Origin of the sequence: Ligilactobacillus acidipiscis (assembly GCF_900116935.1) — a bacterium.
GTDB classification, from domain to species: domain Bacteria; phylum Bacillota; class Bacilli; order Lactobacillales; family Lactobacillaceae; genus Ligilactobacillus; species Ligilactobacillus acidipiscis.
Genome location: NZ_LT630287.1, coordinates 712926 through 734928, shown reverse-complemented (window position 1 = coordinate 734928; position 22003 = coordinate 712926). Strand labels below are relative to the sequence as shown.

Annotated in this window: 18 protein-coding genes and 3 pseudogenes; 3 read left to right on the top strand and 18 right to left on the bottom strand. The window is 40.6% G+C overall.

What is annotated here, in order from left to right; all coding sequences use genetic code 11:
• Positions 1-39 precede the first annotated feature (39 nt).
• The 4 genes and pseudogenes from cydB to BQ5903_RS03255 form a co-directional block, all read right to left on the bottom strand.
• Entirely contained in the window at positions 40-1065 is a 1026-nt protein-coding gene (gene cydB, locus BQ5903_RS03270) for a cytochrome d ubiquinol oxidase subunit II (RefSeq protein ID WP_010499196.1), read from the bottom strand.
• Positions 1065-2492, bottom strand: coding sequence for a cytochrome ubiquinol oxidase subunit I (locus BQ5903_RS03265; protein ID WP_079578836.1), 1428 nt, complete (start codon positions 2490-2492; stop codon positions 1065-1067). Before BQ5903_RS03265 ends, cydB begins: the two co-directional genes overlap by 1 nt.
• A 118-nt stretch (positions 2493-2610) precedes the next feature.
• Entirely contained in the window at positions 2611-2745 is a 135-nt protein-coding gene (locus BQ5903_RS12560) for a hypothetical protein (RefSeq protein WP_407936222.1), read from the bottom strand.
• Positions 2746-3719: 974 nt separating this feature from the next.
• A pseudogene (locus BQ5903_RS03255) lies at positions 3720-4538 on the bottom strand (reverse transcriptase domain-containing protein); the annotation flags it as partial.
• 61 nt (positions 4539-4599) lie between these two features.
• Here BQ5903_RS03255 and BQ5903_RS03250 point away from each other — a divergent pair.
• Positions 4600-5375 (top strand): IS5-like element ISLpl3 family transposase gene (locus tag BQ5903_RS03250; RefSeq protein ID WP_086989537.1). Its coding sequence is split into 2 segments (ribosomal slippage): positions 4600-4924 and positions 4924-5375, totalling 777 coding nucleotides; the frame shifts between segments, so codons are not numbered across the junction.
• Between the two features lie 15 nt (positions 5376-5390).
• Here BQ5903_RS03250 and BQ5903_RS03245 read toward each other — a convergent pair.
• Together BQ5903_RS03245 and BQ5903_RS03240 are read right to left on the bottom strand one after the other, a co-directional pair.
• Positions 5391-5960 (bottom strand): annotated as a pseudogene (locus BQ5903_RS03245) (reverse transcriptase domain-containing protein); the annotation flags it as partial.
• A 491-nt stretch (positions 5961-6451) separates the two neighbouring features.
• Positions 6452-7789: a dihydrolipoyl dehydrogenase family protein gene (locus BQ5903_RS03240; protein WP_079578830.1), complete on the bottom strand. Its 1338-nt coding sequence runs from the start codon at positions 7787-7789 to the stop codon at positions 6452-6454.
• 170 nt (positions 7790-7959) lie between these two features.
• Here BQ5903_RS03240 and BQ5903_RS03235 point away from each other — a divergent pair, with 170 nt between their 5' ends.
• Positions 7960-8733, top strand: a complete 774-nt coding sequence (locus BQ5903_RS03235) for an SDR family NAD(P)-dependent oxidoreductase (RefSeq protein WP_010499191.1) — start codon at positions 7960-7962, stop codon at positions 8731-8733.
• A 279-nt stretch (positions 8734-9012) separates the two neighbouring features.
• Here the strand turns inward: BQ5903_RS03235 and BQ5903_RS03230 are convergent, their stop codons facing one another.
• The 12 genes and pseudogenes from BQ5903_RS03230 to BQ5903_RS03180 all read right to left on the bottom strand — a co-directional run bounded on the left by BQ5903_RS03230 (position 9013) and on the right by BQ5903_RS03180 (position 20463).
• Complete coding sequence (locus tag BQ5903_RS03230) at positions 9013-9993, bottom strand: linear amide C-N hydrolase (RefSeq protein ID WP_079578828.1); 981 nt, start codon at positions 9991-9993, stop codon at positions 9013-9015.
• A gap of 310 nt (positions 9994-10303) precedes the next feature.
• The gene (locus BQ5903_RS03225; RefSeq protein WP_079579648.1) at positions 10304-11623 is read right to left on the bottom strand and encodes a glycoside-pentoside-hexuronide (GPH):cation symporter; all 1320 of its coding nucleotides are present in this window, start codon (positions 11621-11623) and stop codon (positions 10304-10306) included.
• A 131-nt stretch (positions 11624-11754) separates the two neighbouring features.
• Positions 11755-12249 (bottom strand): DUF1440 domain-containing protein, encoded by a 495-nt coding sequence (locus tag BQ5903_RS03220; protein ID WP_010499188.1) that lies wholly within the window; start codon positions 12247-12249, stop codon positions 11755-11757.
• A 115-nt stretch (positions 12250-12364) separates the two neighbouring features.
• Positions 12365-13078 (bottom strand): deoxynucleoside kinase, encoded by a 714-nt coding sequence (locus tag BQ5903_RS03215; RefSeq protein WP_079579647.1) that lies wholly within the window; start codon positions 13076-13078, stop codon positions 12365-12367.
• 131 nt (positions 13079-13209) lie between these two features.
• Positions 13210-13587, bottom strand: a complete 378-nt coding sequence (locus BQ5903_RS03210; protein WP_056972074.1) for a DUF4430 domain-containing protein — start codon at positions 13585-13587, stop codon at positions 13210-13212.
• A gap of 19 nt (positions 13588-13606) precedes the next feature.
• Positions 13607-14752, bottom strand: a complete 1146-nt coding sequence (gene queG / locus BQ5903_RS03205; RefSeq protein WP_172823857.1) for a tRNA epoxyqueuosine(34) reductase QueG — start codon at positions 14750-14752, stop codon at positions 13607-13609.
• Positions 14753-14960: 208 nt separating this feature from the next.
• Positions 14961-15626 (bottom strand): aggregation-promoting factor, encoded by a 666-nt coding sequence (gene apf / locus BQ5903_RS03200; RefSeq protein WP_079578826.1) that lies wholly within the window; start codon positions 15624-15626, stop codon positions 14961-14963.
• Between the two features lie 513 nt (positions 15627-16139).
• Positions 16140-16979, bottom strand: a complete 840-nt coding sequence (locus BQ5903_RS03195) for an energy-coupling factor transporter transmembrane component T family protein (RefSeq protein ID WP_154022053.1) — start codon at positions 16977-16979, stop codon at positions 16140-16142.
• A pseudogene (locus BQ5903_RS03190) lies at positions 16963-18686 on the bottom strand (ABC transporter ATP-binding protein). The gene BQ5903_RS03195 and the pseudogene BQ5903_RS03190 overlap by 17 nt, the downstream one beginning before the upstream one ends.
• Before the next feature lie 6 nt (positions 18687-18692).
• A complete protein-coding gene (locus tag BQ5903_RS03185; RefSeq protein WP_231920933.1) occupies positions 18693-19127 on the bottom strand; it encodes an ECF-type riboflavin transporter substrate-binding protein in 435 nt (144 codons plus the stop codon).
• Complete coding sequence (locus BQ5903_RS12435) at positions 19118-19252, bottom strand: hypothetical protein (RefSeq protein ID WP_269148732.1); 135 nt, start codon at positions 19250-19252, stop codon at positions 19118-19120. Before BQ5903_RS12435 ends, BQ5903_RS03185 begins: the two co-directional genes overlap by 10 nt.
• 560 nt (positions 19253-19812) lie before the next feature.
• Positions 19813-20463 carry an HAD family hydrolase gene (locus tag BQ5903_RS03180; protein ID WP_010499160.1) on the bottom strand — a complete coding sequence of 217 codons (651 nt, stop codon included), beginning with the start codon at positions 20461-20463 and terminating at the stop codon, positions 19813-19815.
• A 190-nt stretch (positions 20464-20653) separates the two neighbouring features.
• Here BQ5903_RS03180 and BQ5903_RS03175 point away from each other — a divergent pair, with 190 nt between their 5' ends.
• On the top strand, positions 20654-21838 hold the full coding sequence (locus BQ5903_RS03175) for an iron-containing alcohol dehydrogenase (protein ID WP_079578824.1): 1185 nt from the start codon (positions 20654-20656) through the stop codon (positions 21836-21838).
• Positions 21839-22003 lie beyond the last annotated feature (165 nt).

Below are 22003 nucleotides of genomic sequence, written 5' to 3'. Positions count from 1 at the left end.
TTTATTTTTTCACCGTCTCTTTATAAACTTAACTGTTCACTAATATCCGGTACTTTTAGTTTTGCTTTTCTTACCAGTAACACGTTTTCTGAAGATGTAGTACGTCCAACCGATATAAAGCAAAACAATTGGCAAAAATGTGCAAACTACGATCGTCATTACCTTTAAAGTATAAGGAGATGACGAAGAATTAGTGATCAACAGATCAAATTTTGAATTATTTGAACTGATCATCAAACGTGGGAATAATCCTTGGAACAATAAAGCGACCAAAGCGACTAAAGTCAAACCGCTCGTTGCAAAGGCCAGTCCTTCATTATTCTTGATAACTGCTATATGCGCAATGACTGACAATAACACGATCACTGCCAATAAGCTTAGCGTTCCTACAAAATGAACTTGGAAGAAGTCAGTCTTGAAGTACATTAAAACTGCAAAAGCAACCAAACCAATATACAAAATTGGATATAAGACTTCGGCATATTTCTTGACACGATCACGTAAGGGCCATTCCGTTTTAAGACCGATATAATTCAAACCATGCAGATAGGACAACAAAGTCAATGCAACTCCGCCGACAACAGAGAAAAGATTAACATAGTTGGTAAATTCTGCCCAAACATTGCCGCGAGAATCCATTGGCATCCCTTGAACCATGCTGATAAACATGATACCAAACATGAATGGCACTAGGAAACTGCCTAAACCAAGTGTCCAATCCCAAATACCTTTTTTACTTGGGTCAGTCCGACTACGGAATTCAAAGGAAACGCCACGAATAATCAACCCAAACAAAATGATGAACAAAACGAGATAATAACCTGAGAATAAAGCTGAATACCAATACGGAAATGAAGCAAACATCGCGCCTCCAGCAGTGATCAGCCAAACTTCATTACCATCCCAGACAGGTCCGATGGAAGCAATAACTTGGTCGCGTTCATCTTCATCTTTAGCGAGTGTTAAAACCGACATCCCAACACCATAGTCAAAACCTTCCAAGAAGAAGAAACCGGCAAACAAGACGCCGATAATAATAAACCACACTAATTGCAAAGTTGTCATTATTCAAACGCCTCCTTGTTAAATGGATCGACTTCTTTATCAGAACTCAAAGGAGCATTGATCAATTCACTATCTTCATCCTCTGGTCCTTTCTTTAATTCTTTTACGACCAAAGCAACCATAATAGCTCCCAAGGTCGAGAACAACAAGAAATAAATAATATTTGATGTCAATAAAGAACCCACTGAAACGTTAGGCGAAACACTGTCTTTGATAGTAAATAAACCGTAAACAGTCCACGGATAGCGGCCAAATTCTGTGACGAGCCAACCAGAAGTATTAGTCATAAATGGAACAAAGGTAAATAATCCAACGATCCAAAGCATCCACTTTTGTCTAAATAAAAGTTGACTCTTTTTACGTGCAAAGAACAGACCCAAAACAGCCACACCAAGCATTGCCATACCAAAAAGTGCCATAATATGGAAAGACCAGAACAAAGTATTGACCGGTGGATAATAATTATTTTCATCCCCATACTTAGCTTGTAATTCTTTATTAGCTTCGTCCATTCCTTGAATTGAACCGGACGGTTTATGATACGACAAAATACTTAACATATACGGGATTTTAATACTAAATTTATCTTTATGGGTCTTAGTATCCATAAAGTCCACTAGTTTCCAAGGTGCAGGATCAGGAGTATTCTCCTTTTCACCCTCAGTAGCGGCAAACTTCATCGGTTGGTCCTCGATCAAAGCCTTCATTTGTTGGTCACCAGCAGCAAAAACTGCGATCGAACCAATAAGACCGATCACTAAACCTAACTTTAAAGAACGTTTGAAAAATTCCTTTTCCTTTAACTTGTCATTCAAAAGTTTAAAGGCAGACATTCCGGCAATTAAAAAGCCGCCCATGGCGATCGCACCAGCAATAACATGACCAAATTCATACCATGCCTGAGAATTAGCAATCAACTTAGGAAAACTAGTCATCACAGCACGTCCACCCTTGATCGCATACCCAGTTGGGTGCTGCATAAAGGCATTAGCAGTAATGATCCAGAAAGCTGACAACATTGAAGCAATAGTTACTAACCACATGAATGTTACGTGCAGCCAGGGTTTGACCATCTTCCAGGTGAAGATCCACAAACCCAAAAAAGTCGATTCCATAAAGAAAGCTAACAAAGCTTCAATAGCAAGTGGTGCGCCGAAAATATCGCCCATAAAACGAGAATAATCGGACCAGTTCATTCCGAACTGGAATTCTTGAATGATACCTGTGACAACACCAACTGCAAAACTAAGCAAGAAGATATTACCCCAAAACTTAGTCATGCGTAAGTACATCTTATCTTTAGTACGAACCCACATTGTTTCCATAATAGCAACTACAAGCCCTGTACCAATTGAAAAAGGTACGAAGAAAAAATGAAAAATCGTTGTCATACCAAATTGGAAACGTGCCAAACTCAGAATATCCATTCACAACCCCTCCTTAACAAAATTTTATAAACTCAATCAATACTACTATACACCGAAAGGATCAAAAAACCAATTACCTAAGTAATTTAATATTGTATAAGATTTAAAACGCATGGTACTAGTTCGTAATAATTTCATCTTCACCAAAAATTAAAAAACCTAAATTGTAAACAAAAACGGTTAATTCAATTTTTAGCCAAAAACCTATCAACGAGCGAGTTAAGTTGCGTTTAATGCCATAATTGTCTACCAAAATTGAAAAACGTGCTTCAATGGTGCGATGCAATTTCTTTAAAGTGCGACTGTTATGTTGGAATGATATAGAGCCCAGAGACCATACCCTAACTGAGTAAATTCTTTTTTTAGACTTTGACCAGCATCGCCTACATCACCTAAAACAAAAGGCAAGGACAAGGGGCAATTAAAGTTGACGCGGCTTGAGTATCATGAACCAAAGCCAGTGTTAGATCGTAGTTTAAAATATCGCCAGTGGTTGACACGGTTATTTCTAACCTTTTTGACACAAGGCATTAGCCAAACTATCCATGATTTCAATTTGCCCAGTCTGTGCATACTCTTGTTTTAAACCATGACACAGCGCCATAATAACGGGAAAAAGTTGCTGTGCCAGTCGATTAAAGCGGGTGCGGTCAAAGGTAACCTGATTCGGGATAAACAGCTTAGTCCATGAAAAAAAATTACGTTGTGATTGCATGTTGGTCGTAATTTGTAGGCAAAGTAAAGCTAAAATCTGAATGTCAGAAACTTGTGTGTGTTCAACATTGCGCCGACTGTAAATAAGAGAAGGACAATATTGATGGCAAAGGTCCCCACAAATTTCCCTTAGTTGTTCTAAATCGACTTGTAATCATGTCGCCTTTGTTTAAATTTTAAGTAGTCCAATATGGTTATACTCTTTTTTGTTTGATCACTTAAAAGTCTAATTATTATGGAGCTTTTTTGTAAAATTTTTCGCTAAATATTTGCTTGTTACGCACTAGCACCACACGTAAGATTTAAAATTCAGCTATTCCTTTGCTTCTTTGCATGCTTACTATACAGGCCATAAATTTTTTGCCATTCTCACTATTTATACCAAATATCGGTATTTATTAAAAGCGCTTACACACCTAAATATTTAAAGCTTCTAATCGGGTAGGAGATAGTTCACACTATCGACCTCCCACACCACCGTACGTACGGAACCGTATACGGCGGTTCAACAACTTAAGCTTTTGCTTGAATAGACTGGTACAGTTTGGACAGATTTATTAGCCCACGCTGTGCCAGTCTTTTATTAGTTATGGTCATCAACAGTGTTTTACTGTGCGCGTTGCGCCAGTATCCCTTACGAGTATTGACGTAGATTTTCGCCTGTTTGGGTGTCAAGCCTAGTTTAATCAATGCTTTATAACGGGTTCCGATATTCTTCCACTGTTTCCAGATATACTGGCGGATGCGCGAGCGCAACCATTTGTCTAGTTGTTGGAGAAAGATTTTCATCTTCCCAATGGAATAATATTGGATCCAGCCCTGCATTTTCTGCTTAATTTCATGCAGAATCCTATCAAGGCTGACGCCTCGGCTTCTCTTGGTGATTCTTGTCAATTCCTGTTTAATTCTCTGTTTAGGTTTTTGATGAGGACGCGGGTAGGCGCTATTGCGTCCCACACCCAGAGAAAAACCTAGAAACTTCAGTCTTAGTGGAGAACCGACTTGCGTCTTTTCTGCATTCACTTCAACTTTGAGTTCCTTTTCTAAAAACTGGGTGATGCTTTTGAGAACCCGTTCACCCGCACGCTTACTTTTAACATAGATATTACAGTCATCCGCATAGCGTACAAATTTATGTCCTCTTCTGGTCAATTCTTTGTCCAGCTCGTTCAGATAAATATTTGCTAGTAATGGTGAAATATTGCCACCTTGCGGTGTACCTTTAGCGGACTTCTCGAAAAATCGACCATTCATAACACCACTCGTCAAGAACTTACGAATCAAATGCAAGACCCATGGCTCACTAATGTAATTTTCAACAAATTTAATTAGGGACTGTCTGAAAACTAAAAATTCAGGTATAATCTGAGGAAAAACGAATCGAGGAATTCCGATGACAACACCTAAACGATACGAACTGGAAGATGCTCAGTGGGACCGAATCAAAGGATACTTCCCGCCATACCGGACTGGCCGTCCATCAAGCCTAGACAACCGTACCGCCCTCAACGCTATCCTCTGGCTCATGCGCAGCGGGGCTCCTTGGCGTGATCTACCTGAACGCTATGGCTCTTGGAAAACGGTGTATAGTCGCTTCCGAGCCTGGGTAAGTTCAGGCTTGTTCGAACAGGTTTTTCTCGAATTGATTGACGATCCCGACATGGAAAACTTGAGCTTAGATTCAACGATCGTTCGAGCGCATCAAAAGGCCACTGGGGCAAAAAAAACGCCGAATGTATGGTCGAAAATCAAGCTATTGGACTAAGTCGAGGTGGCCGAACGACCAAGATTCACGCACTCGTTGACGGATTAGGGAATCCCTTGGGTTTTCGCCTAACAGGTGGTCAAGTACATGATAGCCAAGTTGCCAGTGAGTTGCTGGAAGGCTTCGATATTTCTCAATCAAATATTATCGCGGATAAAGCCTATGGCACCGCGAAACTTCGCCAGTATATTGAAGATAAAGCAGGCGTCTATACCATTCCGCCAAAGGAAAATACCAAAGACAAGTGGACCTGTGATTACCACGTTTATTGTGAGCGCCATTTGATTGAGAACTTCTTCAATCAGTTGAAGAACTTTCGTAGGATTGCAACGCGTTATGATAAGCTCGCTCATGTTTATCTGGCTACGGTCTACATTGCCTCAATTTGCATCTTACTTAAGTAGTTTTCAGACGGACCCTAGTAAATCATGGTTCACATTGTCAAAATATGACTTTAAATCAAGGTCGACCACGTAGTGATAACCCTGATTATAATAAGCAACCACCTTTTTCACAGCACTTTGTGCACTGCGGTGTGGGCGAAAACCATAACTATTATCTGAGAATACTTTTTCAAAAATAGGAGACAGTTGCTGTTGTAACGCCTGTTGAACCACACGGTCAACGACCGTTGGGATTCCTAACTGACGTTTCGAACCATCTGGCTTAGGAATCTCAACTCGTTTGACAGGTTGGAGTTCATAGCTTTCGGTTCGCAAGGCCTCGATTAGTTTTACGTTATTCTCTTTCAAGTATGGGCCAAGTTCCTCAACGGACATGCCGTCAATTCCTCCAGCCCCTTTATTACGCTTGACATGGACAAAGGCCCGATTTAAATTATTCCGGTCTAAGACCTTCTCACGTAATAAGCCATTTTGAGTTCTCTTTTCACCAGAAACAACGCTACGCGCTCCTGTTTGCTCTGACCCTTCCAGGGTTACCCTCCGCAGGTAGTCAGCTTTATTTTCTGTTTTCTGCGATTGTCGCATTGTTTCCACCTCCAGGATGAATCAAAATTATTGTTGTTCAGCCCTTCACCATTACTGGCTACTATGGCCTCGGCTGACTTCTGTCATGGACAACTCAACATTACTATTGAGCCTGTTCCTGCCAGAAATAACTTCCAGCTTGAGAGAACTACCATGACAGACCTCCCCGGGCAAGAGCAGTAGCTTTCGCATCAAACCGTTGGCTTTACTGTGACGGTTTCGAGTGGTCAGGGACTTCGATTTGTTAGGCAACCTCATCCCACCGTTTCCAGCCTTTTAGCCACTTCTTGTTCATCGATTCGATGTTTCGTCTAGGACTTCCTTCAGATTCTACCTCACGATAGACACCCTTGTCTTCGACTCGTGATACCGGCCACTACGGCTCACAGCGGACTTACACCGCCTAGTTACTGCCCATGCCGGGCGCACCTACAAAAAACCTTAGTATTTGATCAAATACTAAGGCTTCCGTTCGATTATTTGTCTACCTCTTATAATAAATCTTTAGTATCAGATTCAAGTGATGGGAAGAGATAAACTAACCGACTAAGCTCCTCTTCTCCCCAGCCAAATTCAATTGCAGGCAAAATTGAATTGACAGCATTATCAGCCCTTTCACTAACTTCTGAAGCACCTACGATCTTATGTTTGGCATCATAAACAATGGTATTTTTGGCATAAGATTCATTAGTTACCAACCGATACCAACCCGCTAACAAATCATTTTCCTGAACTGAATAACTATTATCATCCGCAACAGCATCTGGAATAACACCGACCTGAGCAATCCGCGGTGAAGTAAAGACTACAGAAGGGATCGCAGGATAAACAAGCGGATCATTGGTTTCTTTACTGAAGAGTTTCATCAAGTAAGTCGTTTCATAAATAGCTGTTGGCGTTAACTTAGGTTGTTTCTTGTCAACAACGTCACCGGAAGCATAGATATTATCAACACTGGTTTGCAAGTGATCATTGACTTCAATACCATGTTCGTTATACTTAACGCCAACTTTTTCTAACCCCAACTCTTCAACATTCGGGATCCGCCCTGAAGCATCTAAGATCCAGTCTGTTTCCAATGTCTGACCAGCACCGTAGCTAACTGTGTATTGAAGGCCGTTTTTAGCAAACTCAGTCACATTAGCATTTTTAACAAATTTTACGCCACGTTTTTGCAGGTCTTCAATAACATGTTCAACGTACGATTGATTGAATGAACGTAAAGCCTTGTCTTTATGCATCAAAACAGTAACATCTGACCCAGCAGCATTTGCGATCGTTGCAAATTCCATGCTGATATAACCGCTGCCGATGATCGTAATATTTTGCGGCAGTTCTGTCAGCGCCATGAAATCAGTACTATCATTAGCTAATTCTGTGCCTGGGATATCCAAACGATGCGGGCGCTGTCCCGTAGCGACAACGATTTTGTCCGCCGTTTTTTCTGTACCATCAACATCAACAGTATGCGCATCAACTAATTTACCGTGACCGTTGATAATATCAACACCCGAGTCTGTCAGTAAGCCACTGATAAAGTCAGGCAACCCATCAATAACTTCGTGCTCATGTTTCACATTTTCAGTCCAGTTGAAGGTCAGATCACCACTCACAACTTTTTGCATCCGTTCTTGGAAACGAAGTAATTCGACTGGCGCATCCAAAGTGATCTTGGCATTACAACCGCGATTAGGACAAGTACCGCCGATCTTATCAACTTCGATCACTCCTACTTTGTAGCCCTTAGCCGCCAAAGGAGCGGCACCATCAAAGGCCCCATGTCCAGCCCCGATATATAATACATCATATTGATAACCATTTTCTGGCATTAAACCTGACTCCCCTTCTAACAAATATTTTCTTAAAATCACCATACAACATATTTGCAAACAGACGCAAAGATAATGCATTTCATAGTTAGCATTTTAGCTAATATTTTTTTGAAATGAACTTTTAGTGTTATGCTAAGAATATAACTCATTGGAAAGGTTGATATATTATGAAAGAATTTTCTTTAAATCAATTTTCACTCGAGAAAAAAGTTGCACTTGTGACCGGAGGAGCAAGCGGGCTCGGCAAATATTACAGTTTGGCACTCAGCGCAGCCCACGCCTCAGTCTTTGTCGTTTCAAAGACAACCATGGGCTGGGATGAACTCCACGTCAAAGTCGAAGAAAGCAATGGTAAAATAGCTTTTTTCCAGCAAGATCTCACTGCTCAAAATGCAGCAAAAAATATTGTAAAAGCTTGCTTAGAGGAATTCGGCAAGATCGACATTCTAGTTAACAACGCTGGACTGCAACTGCGTAATGACCTGGTCGATTATAAAGACGAGGATTGGCAAGCGGTACTCAATATCAACCTTAATGCTCTTTACTATCTTTCACATGAAACCGCAAAAGTAATGTTAAAGCAGCAGAGCGGAAAGATCATCAACATCGGTTCCATGCAATCATATCGGGCTGGTAAAAGGATTTTTCCTTATACATCCAGTAAGCATGCTGTCTTAGGTCTGACCAAAGCATATGCAGATGCTTTAGCTCCTGAAAATATTCAAGTTAACGGAATAGCACCAGGATACGTGGACACCCCAATGACGAAAAAATTGCAGGAAGATCCCGTCCGAAACAAAGAGATCATCGATCATATTCCCGCTGGTCAGTGGGCTCAACCTGAACAATTAATGGGAACAGTCGTTTTTCTCGCGAGCCACGCAGCAGATTATTTGAACGGAGTCATGATCCCTGTCGATGGCGGCTATCTGTTACGCTAATGATCCAATTAAAACAGGCACTTTTAGGAGATCATCTTTTCCCAAAGTGCCTGCTTTTATCCTCATTACAGAAATGTCGCAACGAAACCTGAAGTTTTTAATTGATTTACTGCTTTTTTATTTTCGAGTTTTGCAAATCGATCCAACATATGTATTACATCGCAAAAAAACGCGATTTAATGCATATGTCCGATAATGCTCGAGTCTTAAACGATTCACTTTACCTTGTTTTTTAGTCGGGTTCCGTGAACCAAGACTTTCCGCTTACTTCTGCCCTGTTCACTTTATAGCCTCAGTCAAATTTAATTTGTCATCAATATTATAAAAATGAGGCTGTTTCCAATTTAACATTTCATCAGTCAACCGATATTTTGTAATTCCCAAGCGGTTATATGGTTCAAAATAATAACTCCGAGTTTCAAGGCAAGTTGCTGAGCGATAAACTGAATAAGTTTGTTGATACTTTTTCATTTTAGGAACAGTCACACTGTTTAATAAATGCCAGCTGCTGATCACTGCTTCTTGTTCGTTTGCAGGTTGGTTTGTTCTTTCTTTGTAATAAGCTGCACGAATAAATCTGCCCGTTGGCGTATAGGCCGATGAAGGTATTTTTTTACCCGCAAAACTGCCAGTACTAATATGCGGCTCAACCACTGATGGACCATCTTTTTGCAGATCTGATTTTAAAGCAATATAATCTTTCAACTGTTCAATTTGATGAGCAAAGTTAAAGGCATTTGTCACCACTCCGATCGGATTTTCGATCACGTTCATCGGTTGAACAGTTGGTTCAATGATCACGATCCTGCCAGTGGGATCAGTTGCAGCATAGTGTAGTTCCGGATATCCATATTGGACGGCCGAATTTTTGCCGCTCATTAGTCTGATCTCGTCCAAATGATCGATAATATCTGCGACTGATTTATACCGCCCCATCATATAAAACGGGACTTCATATGGTGCCAACTGTTTTGCGTTATTTTGGGGATCATCATACAAGTAAGTGCCGTGTCTAAAGGTTAGTTTTTGCACACTCAACCCCCACTCATTCACACCATCGCTCATATCAATAGCGTTTTCCTTATTTCGACCGACACCGATGATCGCATATTTGTTTTTCACCGTCCGCCCATCAAAATCTTCGATCCATTCATAGTCACGCGGGGCAAAAACTGGCCCTGATTCTAGTTCATGCCAGTCCATCGTCCTGGAAAACATATGGACACCACTTTGAGCAACTTGCAAAATACTAGTACACATATCACCGCTCCTTTACATCCTTTAAAGTATTTAATACTGACATATCTTAATTATTACCGATATTCGAAAAAATAAAAAGCAGAGTGTTTATCTAAACCATGCCTTTCGCACATATGGATAGCTCAGCATCTGGACTTCTCACATCTATGTCTGCTGGAAGTTGTTTCCCCACTTTTACTTCTAGTTGAAACTCATCAGCTAGGCACTGCTTTTTAATACTTCTGTTCAGTTAACTGTTCCAATTGAAACATCCAGAAAAAATTTTAAACAAAAAGCCTGGAAACTCTTTGATCTCCCAGACTTTTCTGTTTTACTCCTGTGCTTGCACTTGCATAACACTTTCATCATATTTTCTTAATATCAAATACATCACCACATAAATCACCAGCGGGATCCAAACGAAATTCAAATCGATCATCCGGATCGTAGCGGCATTTTGTACTTGATTGGCCACATATCCTGACGCATCAAACATCATCGCAGTTATTAAACCGCCAATCCCTAAGCCTAAGTTAACACCCCAGTCACTAGTCGATGCCAATAAACCTTCAGCTTGGATCCCCATCGTAGTTCCGTAAGAAATCGTATCGGCGATCATGATCGAGACTAGCCCAATTACGATCCCGTTACCGATCGAATTTACAAAGATCCCCGCAAATGTGATCGCTAAAATTTTAGTATAAGCACCAACACCAATAATGGCCTGGCCTAAAAGTTCGATCAAGATCCCGTGAGACATCGTAGATTTTTTACTTCTAACTTGAGTAAAACGTAAGATCAATAACACCCCAATGATCGAGGCTAACATAAAACTATTGGCCCACGAAACTAAGTTATCATTGTTATAGACATATTTGAAATAATAAATAGTTGTTTGATTCTTGATTGCCGTTGACAACCAGTACAAAAAGACAACGATCGACAAAATGATCCAAGGTTTATTATGTCGCAACATGTCCCAGACCTTGCTTAAGGGCTGATGGATCATATCTTCATTCGTATGACGTTCACGTACTTGAACAAAGGTATTTAAGATCAGGACTAGCGAAATGATCCCAAAAATGATCACCGTTCCTAAAAAACCCTTCTGTTGGTTGCCTTGACCGATCAATTTAACCAAGGGGATAGTAAATGTAGCAACAACAACTTGTACCAAACTACCGAAGAACTGACGGATGACGCCTAAAATTGTAATTTCACGGTCATTTTTAGTCATCGTTGGTAAAATCGAAGTTACCGGCAAGTTGACCGCAGTATATAGGAAACCTAAGCCCAGGTATGTAACGTAAGCCCACACTAATTTTCCACTACCTGAAAAATCAGGTGTCACAAAAGTCAAGATCGCCACGGCAACATATGGTACCGCATACCAAAGAAAAAACGGCCGACTCTTTCCATATTTAGAATGCGTCCGATCGATCATCAACCCCAAAATAACACTTTCAATAACATCCATAAAACGAGCAATTGCAAATAAGATCCCAACATCACGGGCACGTAAGCCGTAAACGTCAGTATAGAAAAACAGTAAATAAGAACTCATCATTTGGAAAATCAAGTTGTCGGCCGCGTCACTTAAACCGTAACTAATGCGCTCGACCCAACCAGTCTCATAGTTCTTATTGTTCATATTGCGACACCTTCCTTTAAATAAAGCAGCTGGCTTTTGTCCCTTAAGTTCAGAGCCGCCTTTGGTTTTATCGAAAAAGACCCGGGTTAGTCGACGACCCGGATCTTCCAACGATTGTTTCTTTAAATAAATTAATCTTTGTCTTTCAACTCATCGTAGACCTTGCTGCCTACGAGATCATTTGTCCACATCCAGACCATATGACCAACTAATTCTGACAAATGTTCATCTTTGGGTTGGTCTTTAGCTGATGGGACCACATTTAAGGCCGGCATTACGCCCAGATGGAAAGCTGCCCAAACACCAATTCCATACCATGTGCCATGATCTTTGGTGATTGCTGGGTATTTGTGACGCATAAGTTCATACAAAACTGCCCAAGAAACGGAGAAACCATAATGAATGATAAAACCTGGCCATTCGATCTGATGACCTGAATAAGTATAATTCTTGTGGATCAGCTTGTCAGGGATCCCTAAAAACTTCATTGTCTTGTACGGTGGATTTTGAGCATCGCGTTCTTCAGTTCGTGGAGGGAAAACATTTTCCCATCCCATTTTAACTAACCCTGAGATCAGACCAGCCGCGATCCCCGCACCAATTGCTTTTTTTACGTTAACTGCCATTGATAACTCCTCCTTTTTCTGTGGTGTATCTACGTAGTAAAAATGTTGCTCCTAATTATTTTATTCTTAATAATTCTAACAAAAAGTAAGCTTGATTTCAAACGAAAAAACTTCTCTAGTATGTTTCTTCTTTTACCAAGTATTGCCATTCATCCTTATTCAAGCGGTTCAAATGATACATTTTGGTATAGATCTGACGCAAAATTTCTTTTCTATCTGCTGTTGAATTCACGAAATCATAACGATCACCATCAAGTATCAGCATCGGCGACTCAGCATACGTATCAACAAAAGCCTCGTAACGCTTTAGCAAATCATGATAATAATCCTCTAAGCTCGTATCTTGTTCTGGGAGCTCATATTCTCTGCCTCTAAGCTTGATCCGTTTGATCAGATTGGGATAAGAGATATTTATCATAACCATTAAGTCGGGAGCCTTCTTATGCGCTGCATTGGGTAATTCTTCCAGCATATTAGCTAGAAGATCACGATAGGTCTCCCATTCGATCTTCGTCATATTGCCCCGCTCATAGTTCATTTTACAAAAAAGCTCATCAGTATAAATCGAGCGATCAAGAACGTTTTTGTCATCCTTAAAAGCTTGTTTGATCATTTTAAAACGCCGATTTAAAAAGAATATTTGCAATAAAAATGCGTAGGGATTGGTTTGCCATTTGCCCGCCGCAACGGCCTTGTTGCCCTCATAAAACAGTGGTAACACTGGGTTATCCGAGACCGGTTCATAAAAAGGCTGACTTTGCAAACGGTCGCTCAGTAATTCAGTTAAACTAGTTTTACCTGCGGCAATCGGTCCTTCGATCGTGATCACACTCATGCACATCCCTTCTTTACTGTCAAACTTACCTTTATTAAAAGCGATATCTAGCAATACTTCAATTAAAATGAACCGAAAGAAACGACCTCCACTTGTGCAGCCGTGGCGGTCGTTTCTAATTAAACTTATTTTGAAATATCTTTAAGTATAAATACTACTTTATCTTGATCATTTAACTTTTGCTGGTCAACACCCTTTTTAGATTCCTTGCCATTTATATCATAAAGCCAGTATTGATCCAAATCGGGATTTTGTGCATGTCCATCGATTTTTGTGACCATTTTATTTTCGGTCTTGACTGGCCAAGCCTTTTTCAAACCCGTCAAGACACTTGCACCTTTTTTCACAGTAACTGTCTTTTTACTTAACGATTTATTTTCTTTCTTGATCTGATAAGAAACTCTGATCACATTATCAGAGTTATTTTTTTGTGTCGTGTTTGCACAACTAACTAAAAATATTGCAGTAAAAATCATCGCTAAAAAAACCAATTTCTTTTTCACAGGTCCCAACCCCTTGTTTTTATTTTAAATCTGAAATTTTCTGAATTGCAGTACGATATTCAAGTAAATACTCTTCCGTCGCACCTTCAGACATTTCCTGGGTATATTTATCTTCCAAAAAGTCTATGATCTCAGGATTATATTCCCTGACCAAACGTCCGACTGCATAAGCTCCCGTCGCACGGATCACTGGTCGCGGATCATTATCGATGACCGCTAATATCTGTGGCAAAGCACTCCGGTCTCCCAGATTTGCTAAGGCAATCAAAGCATTGCGCTGCAAAGGTTTCTTCCCCCGCCATGAACCAGCCATCTGTCCAAAGGTTTCTTTGAAATCACGGTTTGATATCGTCAGTAAAGGCACCAATTCAGGTGAGACTTTTTCTGGATCTGGTTCCATGTCTGAATGAAAATGTTGATCCTTTCCACGATTAAAGGGACATACTAATTGACAGATGTCACAACCATAGATCACATTATGGATCATTGGCCGGTAATTTTCCGGCATCATTCCCTTAGTTTGTGTCTGATAAGATAAACACTTCTGTGCGTTTAATCGACCATCACCCAACAAGGCATTTGGCGGACAGTAATCGATACAGCGTGTACAGTCACCGCACTGTGACTTTAGCGGGCGGTCAGGCTCAAATTCAAGATCCGTAATGATCTCGCCCAAATAAACAAACGACCCGAATTCTTCAGTGATTAGCAAACCATTCTTGCCGATAAACCCCAACCCAGCCCGCTGAGCCACCGCAACATCGATCAACTCTCCGGTATCGACCATTGGTTTAAAATCAACTGCGTTTTGGGACAGTTCTTTGATCTTTTCAATCAGTGCAGCCATCTTTTTACGTAAGACTGCATGATAATCATCCCCCCAAGAAGCTCGGGCAAAATGTCCTCTTTTATACTTAGTCCGTGGTGGCCTTTTTTTCATTTTTGTCGGGTAAGCTAAAGCGATCGCAATGATCGAACGCGGCTTATTGAAAATCAGGCCCGGCTCTAACCGCTCATCTAGATTTTGATGTTCAAACCCCGAAGTATGCCCCGCAGCTTTTTGTGCGACTAAACTGGAACGCAAATGTTCAAAATTATTCGCCGTTGTGAAGCCGATCTTATCAATGCCAATTTCCTGACTAGCTTCGATAATTTGTTGTTTCAACTGTGCATTAGCCAGCGCTGACACCCCCAGAAAAAATCTATACTTTTGAGCTAAAATACTCTATGTCAATTATACAATGGAAAATTCATAAAATTAAGCTTTAAAACATTTAAACTATTCAACAAAGAAATTGTGCTGCACTTTTTTTGCAAGTAATAAAAAAAACATGACCCCCAAAAGGAAGTCATGTTATGTTTACTTATCTTTTTTAGTATGAATGATGTTGGTTCCAGTACTTCTGAGCATTGACCCATGAACCGTAGCGAGCTTGAACGTATTCGTTAGCTACGCGATCTTGGTTAGCTTTTGAATAGTCACCGCCCAATTTATCTGCAGAAAGTTGGTATGCACCGATATAGATACCGTTTTTTGCACTGTAGTTGCCGCCGGATTCTTTAAGTATAATAAATTGACGTGCAGCTGCTTCGGAACCGGATAATAATGAGCCAGAATTATTATTGCTTTGGGCTACTGTTTTTTGTTGTTGTGGCTGTGCCGCAGTCCCTTGGACAGGGGCTGTTGTTTGCGCTTTTGGCTGAACCTGATCCTGTTGTTTTGGAGCAGACACTTGAGCTGGAACAGTCTGTTGGGTTTGTTGAACAGGTGCCTGCGCTTGTTGCGGCTGTTCGATAACTTTAACATTACCGTCACCATTAATGTCAAGCTTTTGTCCAGGAAGAATAAAGTTAACATCAGCTAATTTATTAGCTTTTTCGATTGCTGCAATTGTTGTGTGATTCTTAGCAGCAATATCTGAAACTGTGTCACCTGCTTTTACGGTAACTGTATCGGCGTTAGCAGCAACTGATCCTGCAACAAACAAACCTGCAGCAGCTGTAACTGAAAGTAAAGTATTTTTGATATTTCTATTCATGATCTGTTGTACACTCCTATAATTACGTTTTATTTGGCGACAAGTTTCTAGAAGACTCATCGAGTTCTGTAACAATCAACATCACCTAGTATAGCTAACCAATGTAACAATAAAATACCAAAAAAATTACTAATCTACGTCATTTTGAAAAACTTCCATTTTTTTGCAATATTTAGTAATATTTCTTTCAGCATTTGTCGCGTCCATAGATCAAAGCCTTTTAATATCAAGCTTAAACACTTTATTTCGTTTATGACAAAATTTCAATACATGTCAAGCAATTATTACAGAAAAAAATCAAAAAAGCCATTTTTTCGTAAAATTTCGCCTAAAAGCTTCTTGACTACACCTTTTTTGCTAAGAAATAAGACTCAACTTAGACCGGAAATCAATTTAAATTCTTACGATCACAGGTAATTTTTACTAAAAAAACTCCTCTACTAGCAAGATATGCTCGTTATTATGACATATCTTCTATGAAAGGAGTTTTTGCGAATGAAAGTTACTGAATGCTCATGAGGTGAATGGGTTGTAAAACCTGCCACCATTCACTTGAAACAACAAAATACCTATAATGATCAAAATGATCGTCGTAATGATCAAGGCATGATCAAGTTTAGTCAGTGGACGAGACATATACCAAGAACGTTTTTTCTGCGTACCAAAACGCCGCAAACGCATTGCCCGTGTCGTTACTTCGATCCGGTCAAGAGATGAGAAAACAAGTGGGATCAAGATCTGAGTACTGCCCTTGATCCTGTGCCAAACGTTTGCCTTCTGAGAAATTTCAAGTCCACGTGCTTGCTGAGCCAAGCTGATCTGCTTAAATTCCCGGGTAAAGTCTGGAATATAACGTAAAGACAACTCGACAGCATAACAGATCTTATATGGGATCTTAAGTCGATTCATACCTGCGGCCAATTCAGAGGGATCGGTAGTGAATAAAAAAGCTAAGATCAACGGCACGATAAAAATATATTTTAAAGTCATATTAAATAAGTAGAAAAGTTCCTCCAGTGTTAGAGCAAAAAAACCGCGCCCCAACAGCACATGGCTGGTACCATAAATTTCTGTACCATAGCGCGGACTAAAAAGATAAACCAAAACCAAGTTAAGCAAGGTAAAGCCAATGATGGCATACACTAAGCTCCTGATCTTACGCCATTTTAACTGCGCTGCGTAAAAGAAAAACAAAGCAAAAATCGTCAGCAAAATCAAATAGCCTGTATCATAACTGACCATCCCGATTGCTGAAAGTCCCAACAAAATCACAATCTTGGTCGTCCCCGACAAACGCTTGATCCAGAGGAGTTTTGCTTGTGAGTCTTCTTTGATCTCAGGATCTGCTTGCATCATATCTTCCCCTTTCATACGCGCTAAATTTTTCGGCAAAAGTGATGGCATCATTGATACCAGCCTTCTTTGCCAATTCTTGTAAACTTAGTTTCGACAAGTGAGCCCGTGAGATCAATGCAGGATCTGTCAGAACTTCTGCCGGAGCTGCGTTGGCCAATAATTGTCCCTCATCCAAGACCAGCGTTCTGTCAGCATAGCTCATCATCAAATTCATGTCATGAGTGACCATTAAAACCGTGACTGCTAATGAACGGTTCATGTCTCGTAAGAAATCCATCATTTTCGCATAATGCGCCAAGTCTTGTCCCGCAGTTGGTTCATCTAAGATCAAGATCTGTGGCTCAAGTACCAGTACAGATGCAATTGAGACCCTCTTTTTTTGACCAAAGCTTAAAGCAGAAATTGGCCAGTTACGAAAAGGATACAAGCCGGTAACGTGCAATATTTTTTCGACACATTGGACTTGCTCATCTTCTGAGATCCCCCGTAACTGTAATCCTAAGGCTACTTCCTCAAAAACCATCGTTTTGGAGATCATCTGATTCGGATCTTGCAGAACATAACCGATTTTTTCGGCCCGTTCTTTGACAGACAAGAGATCTAATAGCCGGCCACCTAGTTTTAACTGCCCAGACTGGGGGTTAAAAAACCATTGATCAAATTGATCAATATCGTTTTACCAGTCCCATTTTGTCCTACCAAAGCAACCATTTCTCCCTCGTTGATCGAAAAGTCAAAATTTTCAAAAATCAGCTTTTTATCTGGGTACCCAAAAGTTATCCCCGCCCCCGTTAAAAGTGGTTTAGGTTGAACTTTGACTGGCTTTTTTGGTAACTGTTACTGCCAAGCAACTAATTTTTTTTGTGCAGTTTGGTCAAGTTCAACTACTACCAAATCATCCAAAGAAACAAGTGCACTAACGTCCACACCAGCATCTTTGAGGGCTGTCACATAAAGCGACTCTCTTAAGCCGTTCGCTAGCAGCACATCACTTTGCAAAATAGCAGTCGGCTGGTCATTTGCAATGATCTGACCATCTTTTAAAACTACAATACGATCAAAGGATACTTGGAGCGCTTCTTCGATTCGATGATCGATCACGATCACAGTCAAACCGCGCTCTTTTTCTAAACGATCCAACAATTCCATCGAGACTTTTCCTGCAGCAGGATCCAAGTTAGCTAAAGGTTCGTCTAATAATAAAATCGGTTCATCATCGATCAAAACACCCGCTAAGGCAACACGTTGTTTTTGCCCACCAGATAATTCCTGTGGTTTTTGCTTTAACAGCTCAGGCATCTGTAAGATCTCGGCCCACTGCGCGACACGCTGGTGCAGTTCTGCAGCAGGACGTGCGTCATTTTCAAGCGCAAAAGCAACATCTTCTGGGACAGTGAGGGCAACAAATTGTGCATCAGGATCTTGTAAAACAGTACCAACTTCAAATGACAGAGCTGTCAGATCAAGTTCAGCCAGATTTTTACCATCGATCATGATCTTTCCCGACAGCTCACCTGGAAATTCTTCTGGGAGCACACCGTTTAACAAGTTACCCAAGGTTGATTTTCCCGACCCCGAAGGTCCAGTGATAAGGGCCTTTTCGCCGGCTTGAAGCGCCAAGTTAATATTTTTTAATGTCGGTTCTGTCTGATTTTGATATTGAAAAGTAACATTTTCTAATGAAATCATCGGTGTTATCGCCATAAGTTATTACTTCGTTAATTTTTTGTTCTGTGTTTGTGTTTTGCCGTATGCGATCAGTAATAATGTAGCTACTACGCCAATAGCAATCGAGTTGGTCAAAGTAGCAACGATCCCTTGCAAAAATACCTTCCCAGCTGGCTGCGAATAGATCCAAATGTCGCCTAAAGGAGCGATCACTCCCCAGCACACGATGTTAGCTGCCACCTGTAGCACGTTAAATTTGACCAATTTAGCGGTCGTCAACGGTTCTTGTTTGACCTTTAAGAAATTGCGCGAATAGCCGATCACAATTCCAAATAAGGCATCGGCAATGATCCATGACCACCAAGGATCTCCCCAAGTCAAGTCAGTAAAAAGATGTGCAAAAAATGCAGTCAATCCACCAACTGCCGGCCCAAAAATTGCGCCTAGGAAAGCCAAAAAAGCCTCCCCTAAATCGATCGTAGTATTAGGAACACCTGTCGGGATAGGAAGAAACGTTTTAAGACAAAAACGATCGCGATCCCGATCCCTGTTGCAACCACTGCTTGCACTGAAAGTCCTTTAGCTCCTTTTTTACCTGCCATGTACAATTCCTTCTTTCTGTAAAATAGAAACGATCCAAGTCCATCCTAGCAGTCAATACTGACTCGCAGTTAATAAATAGCCTAGTTAGCGTTTTGACTGTCGGAAAACTGTTAAGGGCTGATACATTTATAGTAGAAAAATGTTTAACAAGTACTTTAACGTATGCTAATTCCGTAAGAAATGAAAAGGATCCAACCTGCCTACTTGACAAATTGAATCCCCTTATGCAGCTCACAGAGACGTGCGACCGTGTTACCACTCTGCTTCAAAACAGACTCGCGCCTGTTTTCTCACCCAGTATAAACTGGCGGGATAATGGACCGACCACCATAGTCTTACTTGTGCTCGACTATGAGAAACTCCCGAACCATCTTCAGCAGCTAGGAGAACGGCTCGCAGCAAACGCCGTCTTTCTGAACTCCCACACGACCTACTCATTCGTTCAACACTTTTCTTCTAATAAAGATATTCTAACTGAATCTACTGATAAGTCAAGACAACTTTACGGGAAAGACGAACAAAATTGTTTAAAGTCCAGCACAGTAGCAGTTAATTCTTATCATATTTTACTTTTGGCGTACTGTTCTTGGTAATATTTTCGCATTTGACCAAACCCTGCAAAAACATGGTCAGCCTGATGCTGGTCTAACTGGTAGTAAGGATACTTAATAGCCCATGTTTCTAAACCTGCGCCTTTTGCCGCTTGGATCCCAACTGGACTATCCTCAACTGCCACACATTCTGTCGGCTTTAAACCTAATTTTTGCACGCTTGATAAATAAATATCCGGCGCTGGCTTGTTATTCGTAACATGTTCTCCGCTTAAAACTGAGCTAAAATACTGACCAAAATTACATTCTCTGATCATCCTTTCAATTCCCGAGATATAGCCGGCAGAAGCCAAGGCAATCGTTTGACCATCATTTTTAATATCAGACAGAAATTCCGGTACTTCGGCATTCAAGTACTTAGGATAGTCGATCATATGCTGATCACGATACTTTTCAAATAACGGGCGTAACTGGGCACGTTTACTATCAACAGGCACCAGTTTTTTCCACCCATTATCAGCAGAAAGTCCGACAATATCAGTAATGCTGGAAACTGCGGGCTTTTCCCCCATTTTTTTCAAAAACTCCAGTTTTAGCCGATAAAAATATCTTTCACTATCGACCAGTACTCCATCCATATCAAAAATAAAAGCCTTCATTTAACCTTCCCCTTAATTTCTTTATTCATCTTGATATTACAATAACTGAACGTATGAAACAACGACAAATAATTAAATTTACCGGCAATATAGCAAAAGTCTTGAAATAAAGATACAAGCTTGCCTATAATTGTAATGTATTTTAGTAAGCGTTAAATAGCATCTCAATCAATTAAGGGAGGAAATTTACGTGTTAGATTTTACTTTTAAAAATACCACCGATATTCGTTTCGGCAATGACCATATCGATGCTGAGTTGCATGATGTGCTCAGTCATTATGGTAAAAATGTTCTTTTAGTGTATGGTGGACATTCGATCAAGAATAGTGGACTGTACGAACGTGTTTTAGATTTGATCAAAGACCTTAACATTACAGAGTTGGCTGGGATCGAACCTAATCCTAAGATAGACTCGATCCGCCAAGGTCAAAAACTCGCTAAGGACAACCAGATCGATGTTATTTTGGCTGTTGGCGGCGGTTCAGTGATCGATGCAGCTAAGGTGATCGGTTCTGCAGCATACTATGACGGTGATCCTTGGGAGCTAGTCATTGACCCAGCCAAACGTTTTGAAATTAACCAATTACCATTAGTTGATATTTTAACTCTGTCAGCAACGGGATCAGAAATGAACTTTGGTTCTGTCATTTCTAACCCGGAGATCCCGCAAAAGAAAGGTACTGGCGGTCCAAATTCACCTGCAGTTTCATTCTTAGACCCGACTTTGACTTACACGGTTCCTGCCCGACAAACGGCTGCTGGTGCTAGTGACATTTTCAGTCATTTATGTGAACAATACTTTGACAATAACGCCAGTAACGATGTTTCTAAAAGTATGATCGAAGGCTTAATGCGGACGGTGATCTACTGGGCACCGATTGCGGTCAAGGAACCAGAAAACTATGATGCTCGTGCCAATCTGATGTGGGCTGCCACGATGGCCTTGAATGGGATCGTTGGCACTGGAACGGTCAATAGCTGGACAGTTCATCCGCTTGAACATGAATTATCAGCTCATTATGACATCACGCACGGGATCGGCTTAGCTATTTTAACGCCGCGTTGGATGCAATTTGCTTTAAATGCCAATACCAAACCGTTATTTGCTCGTTTTGCCAGAGCAGTATGGGATCAATACGGCTATGACGATATGGAATTAGCTGAGAACTCGATCCGCCGGACACATGACTGGCTCAAATCGCTCAACTCAGAAATGACTTTACCAGATGTAGGTATCACAGATAATAGTAAATTTGCTGAAATGGCTCGATCAGCGGTTGCCAGCGGAAAACTTGCAACCAACGCCTACGTACCTGTAACAGAAAAAGATGCCATTCATATTTACGAAGATTCAATGAAAGAATTTAAAGAATAACAGAATTTATTTTAAATGAAGGCGAGGTCAGGACAAAAACTGACCTTGCTATAGAAAACGGGTTGTGGAAATCAATTTTTGATTTCTGCAGCCCATTTTTTTGTAGCACATAATTTTCCAATCCCGGTATTCCAAAAGTTCCAAAGTTCAAGAAAGAAAAGGATA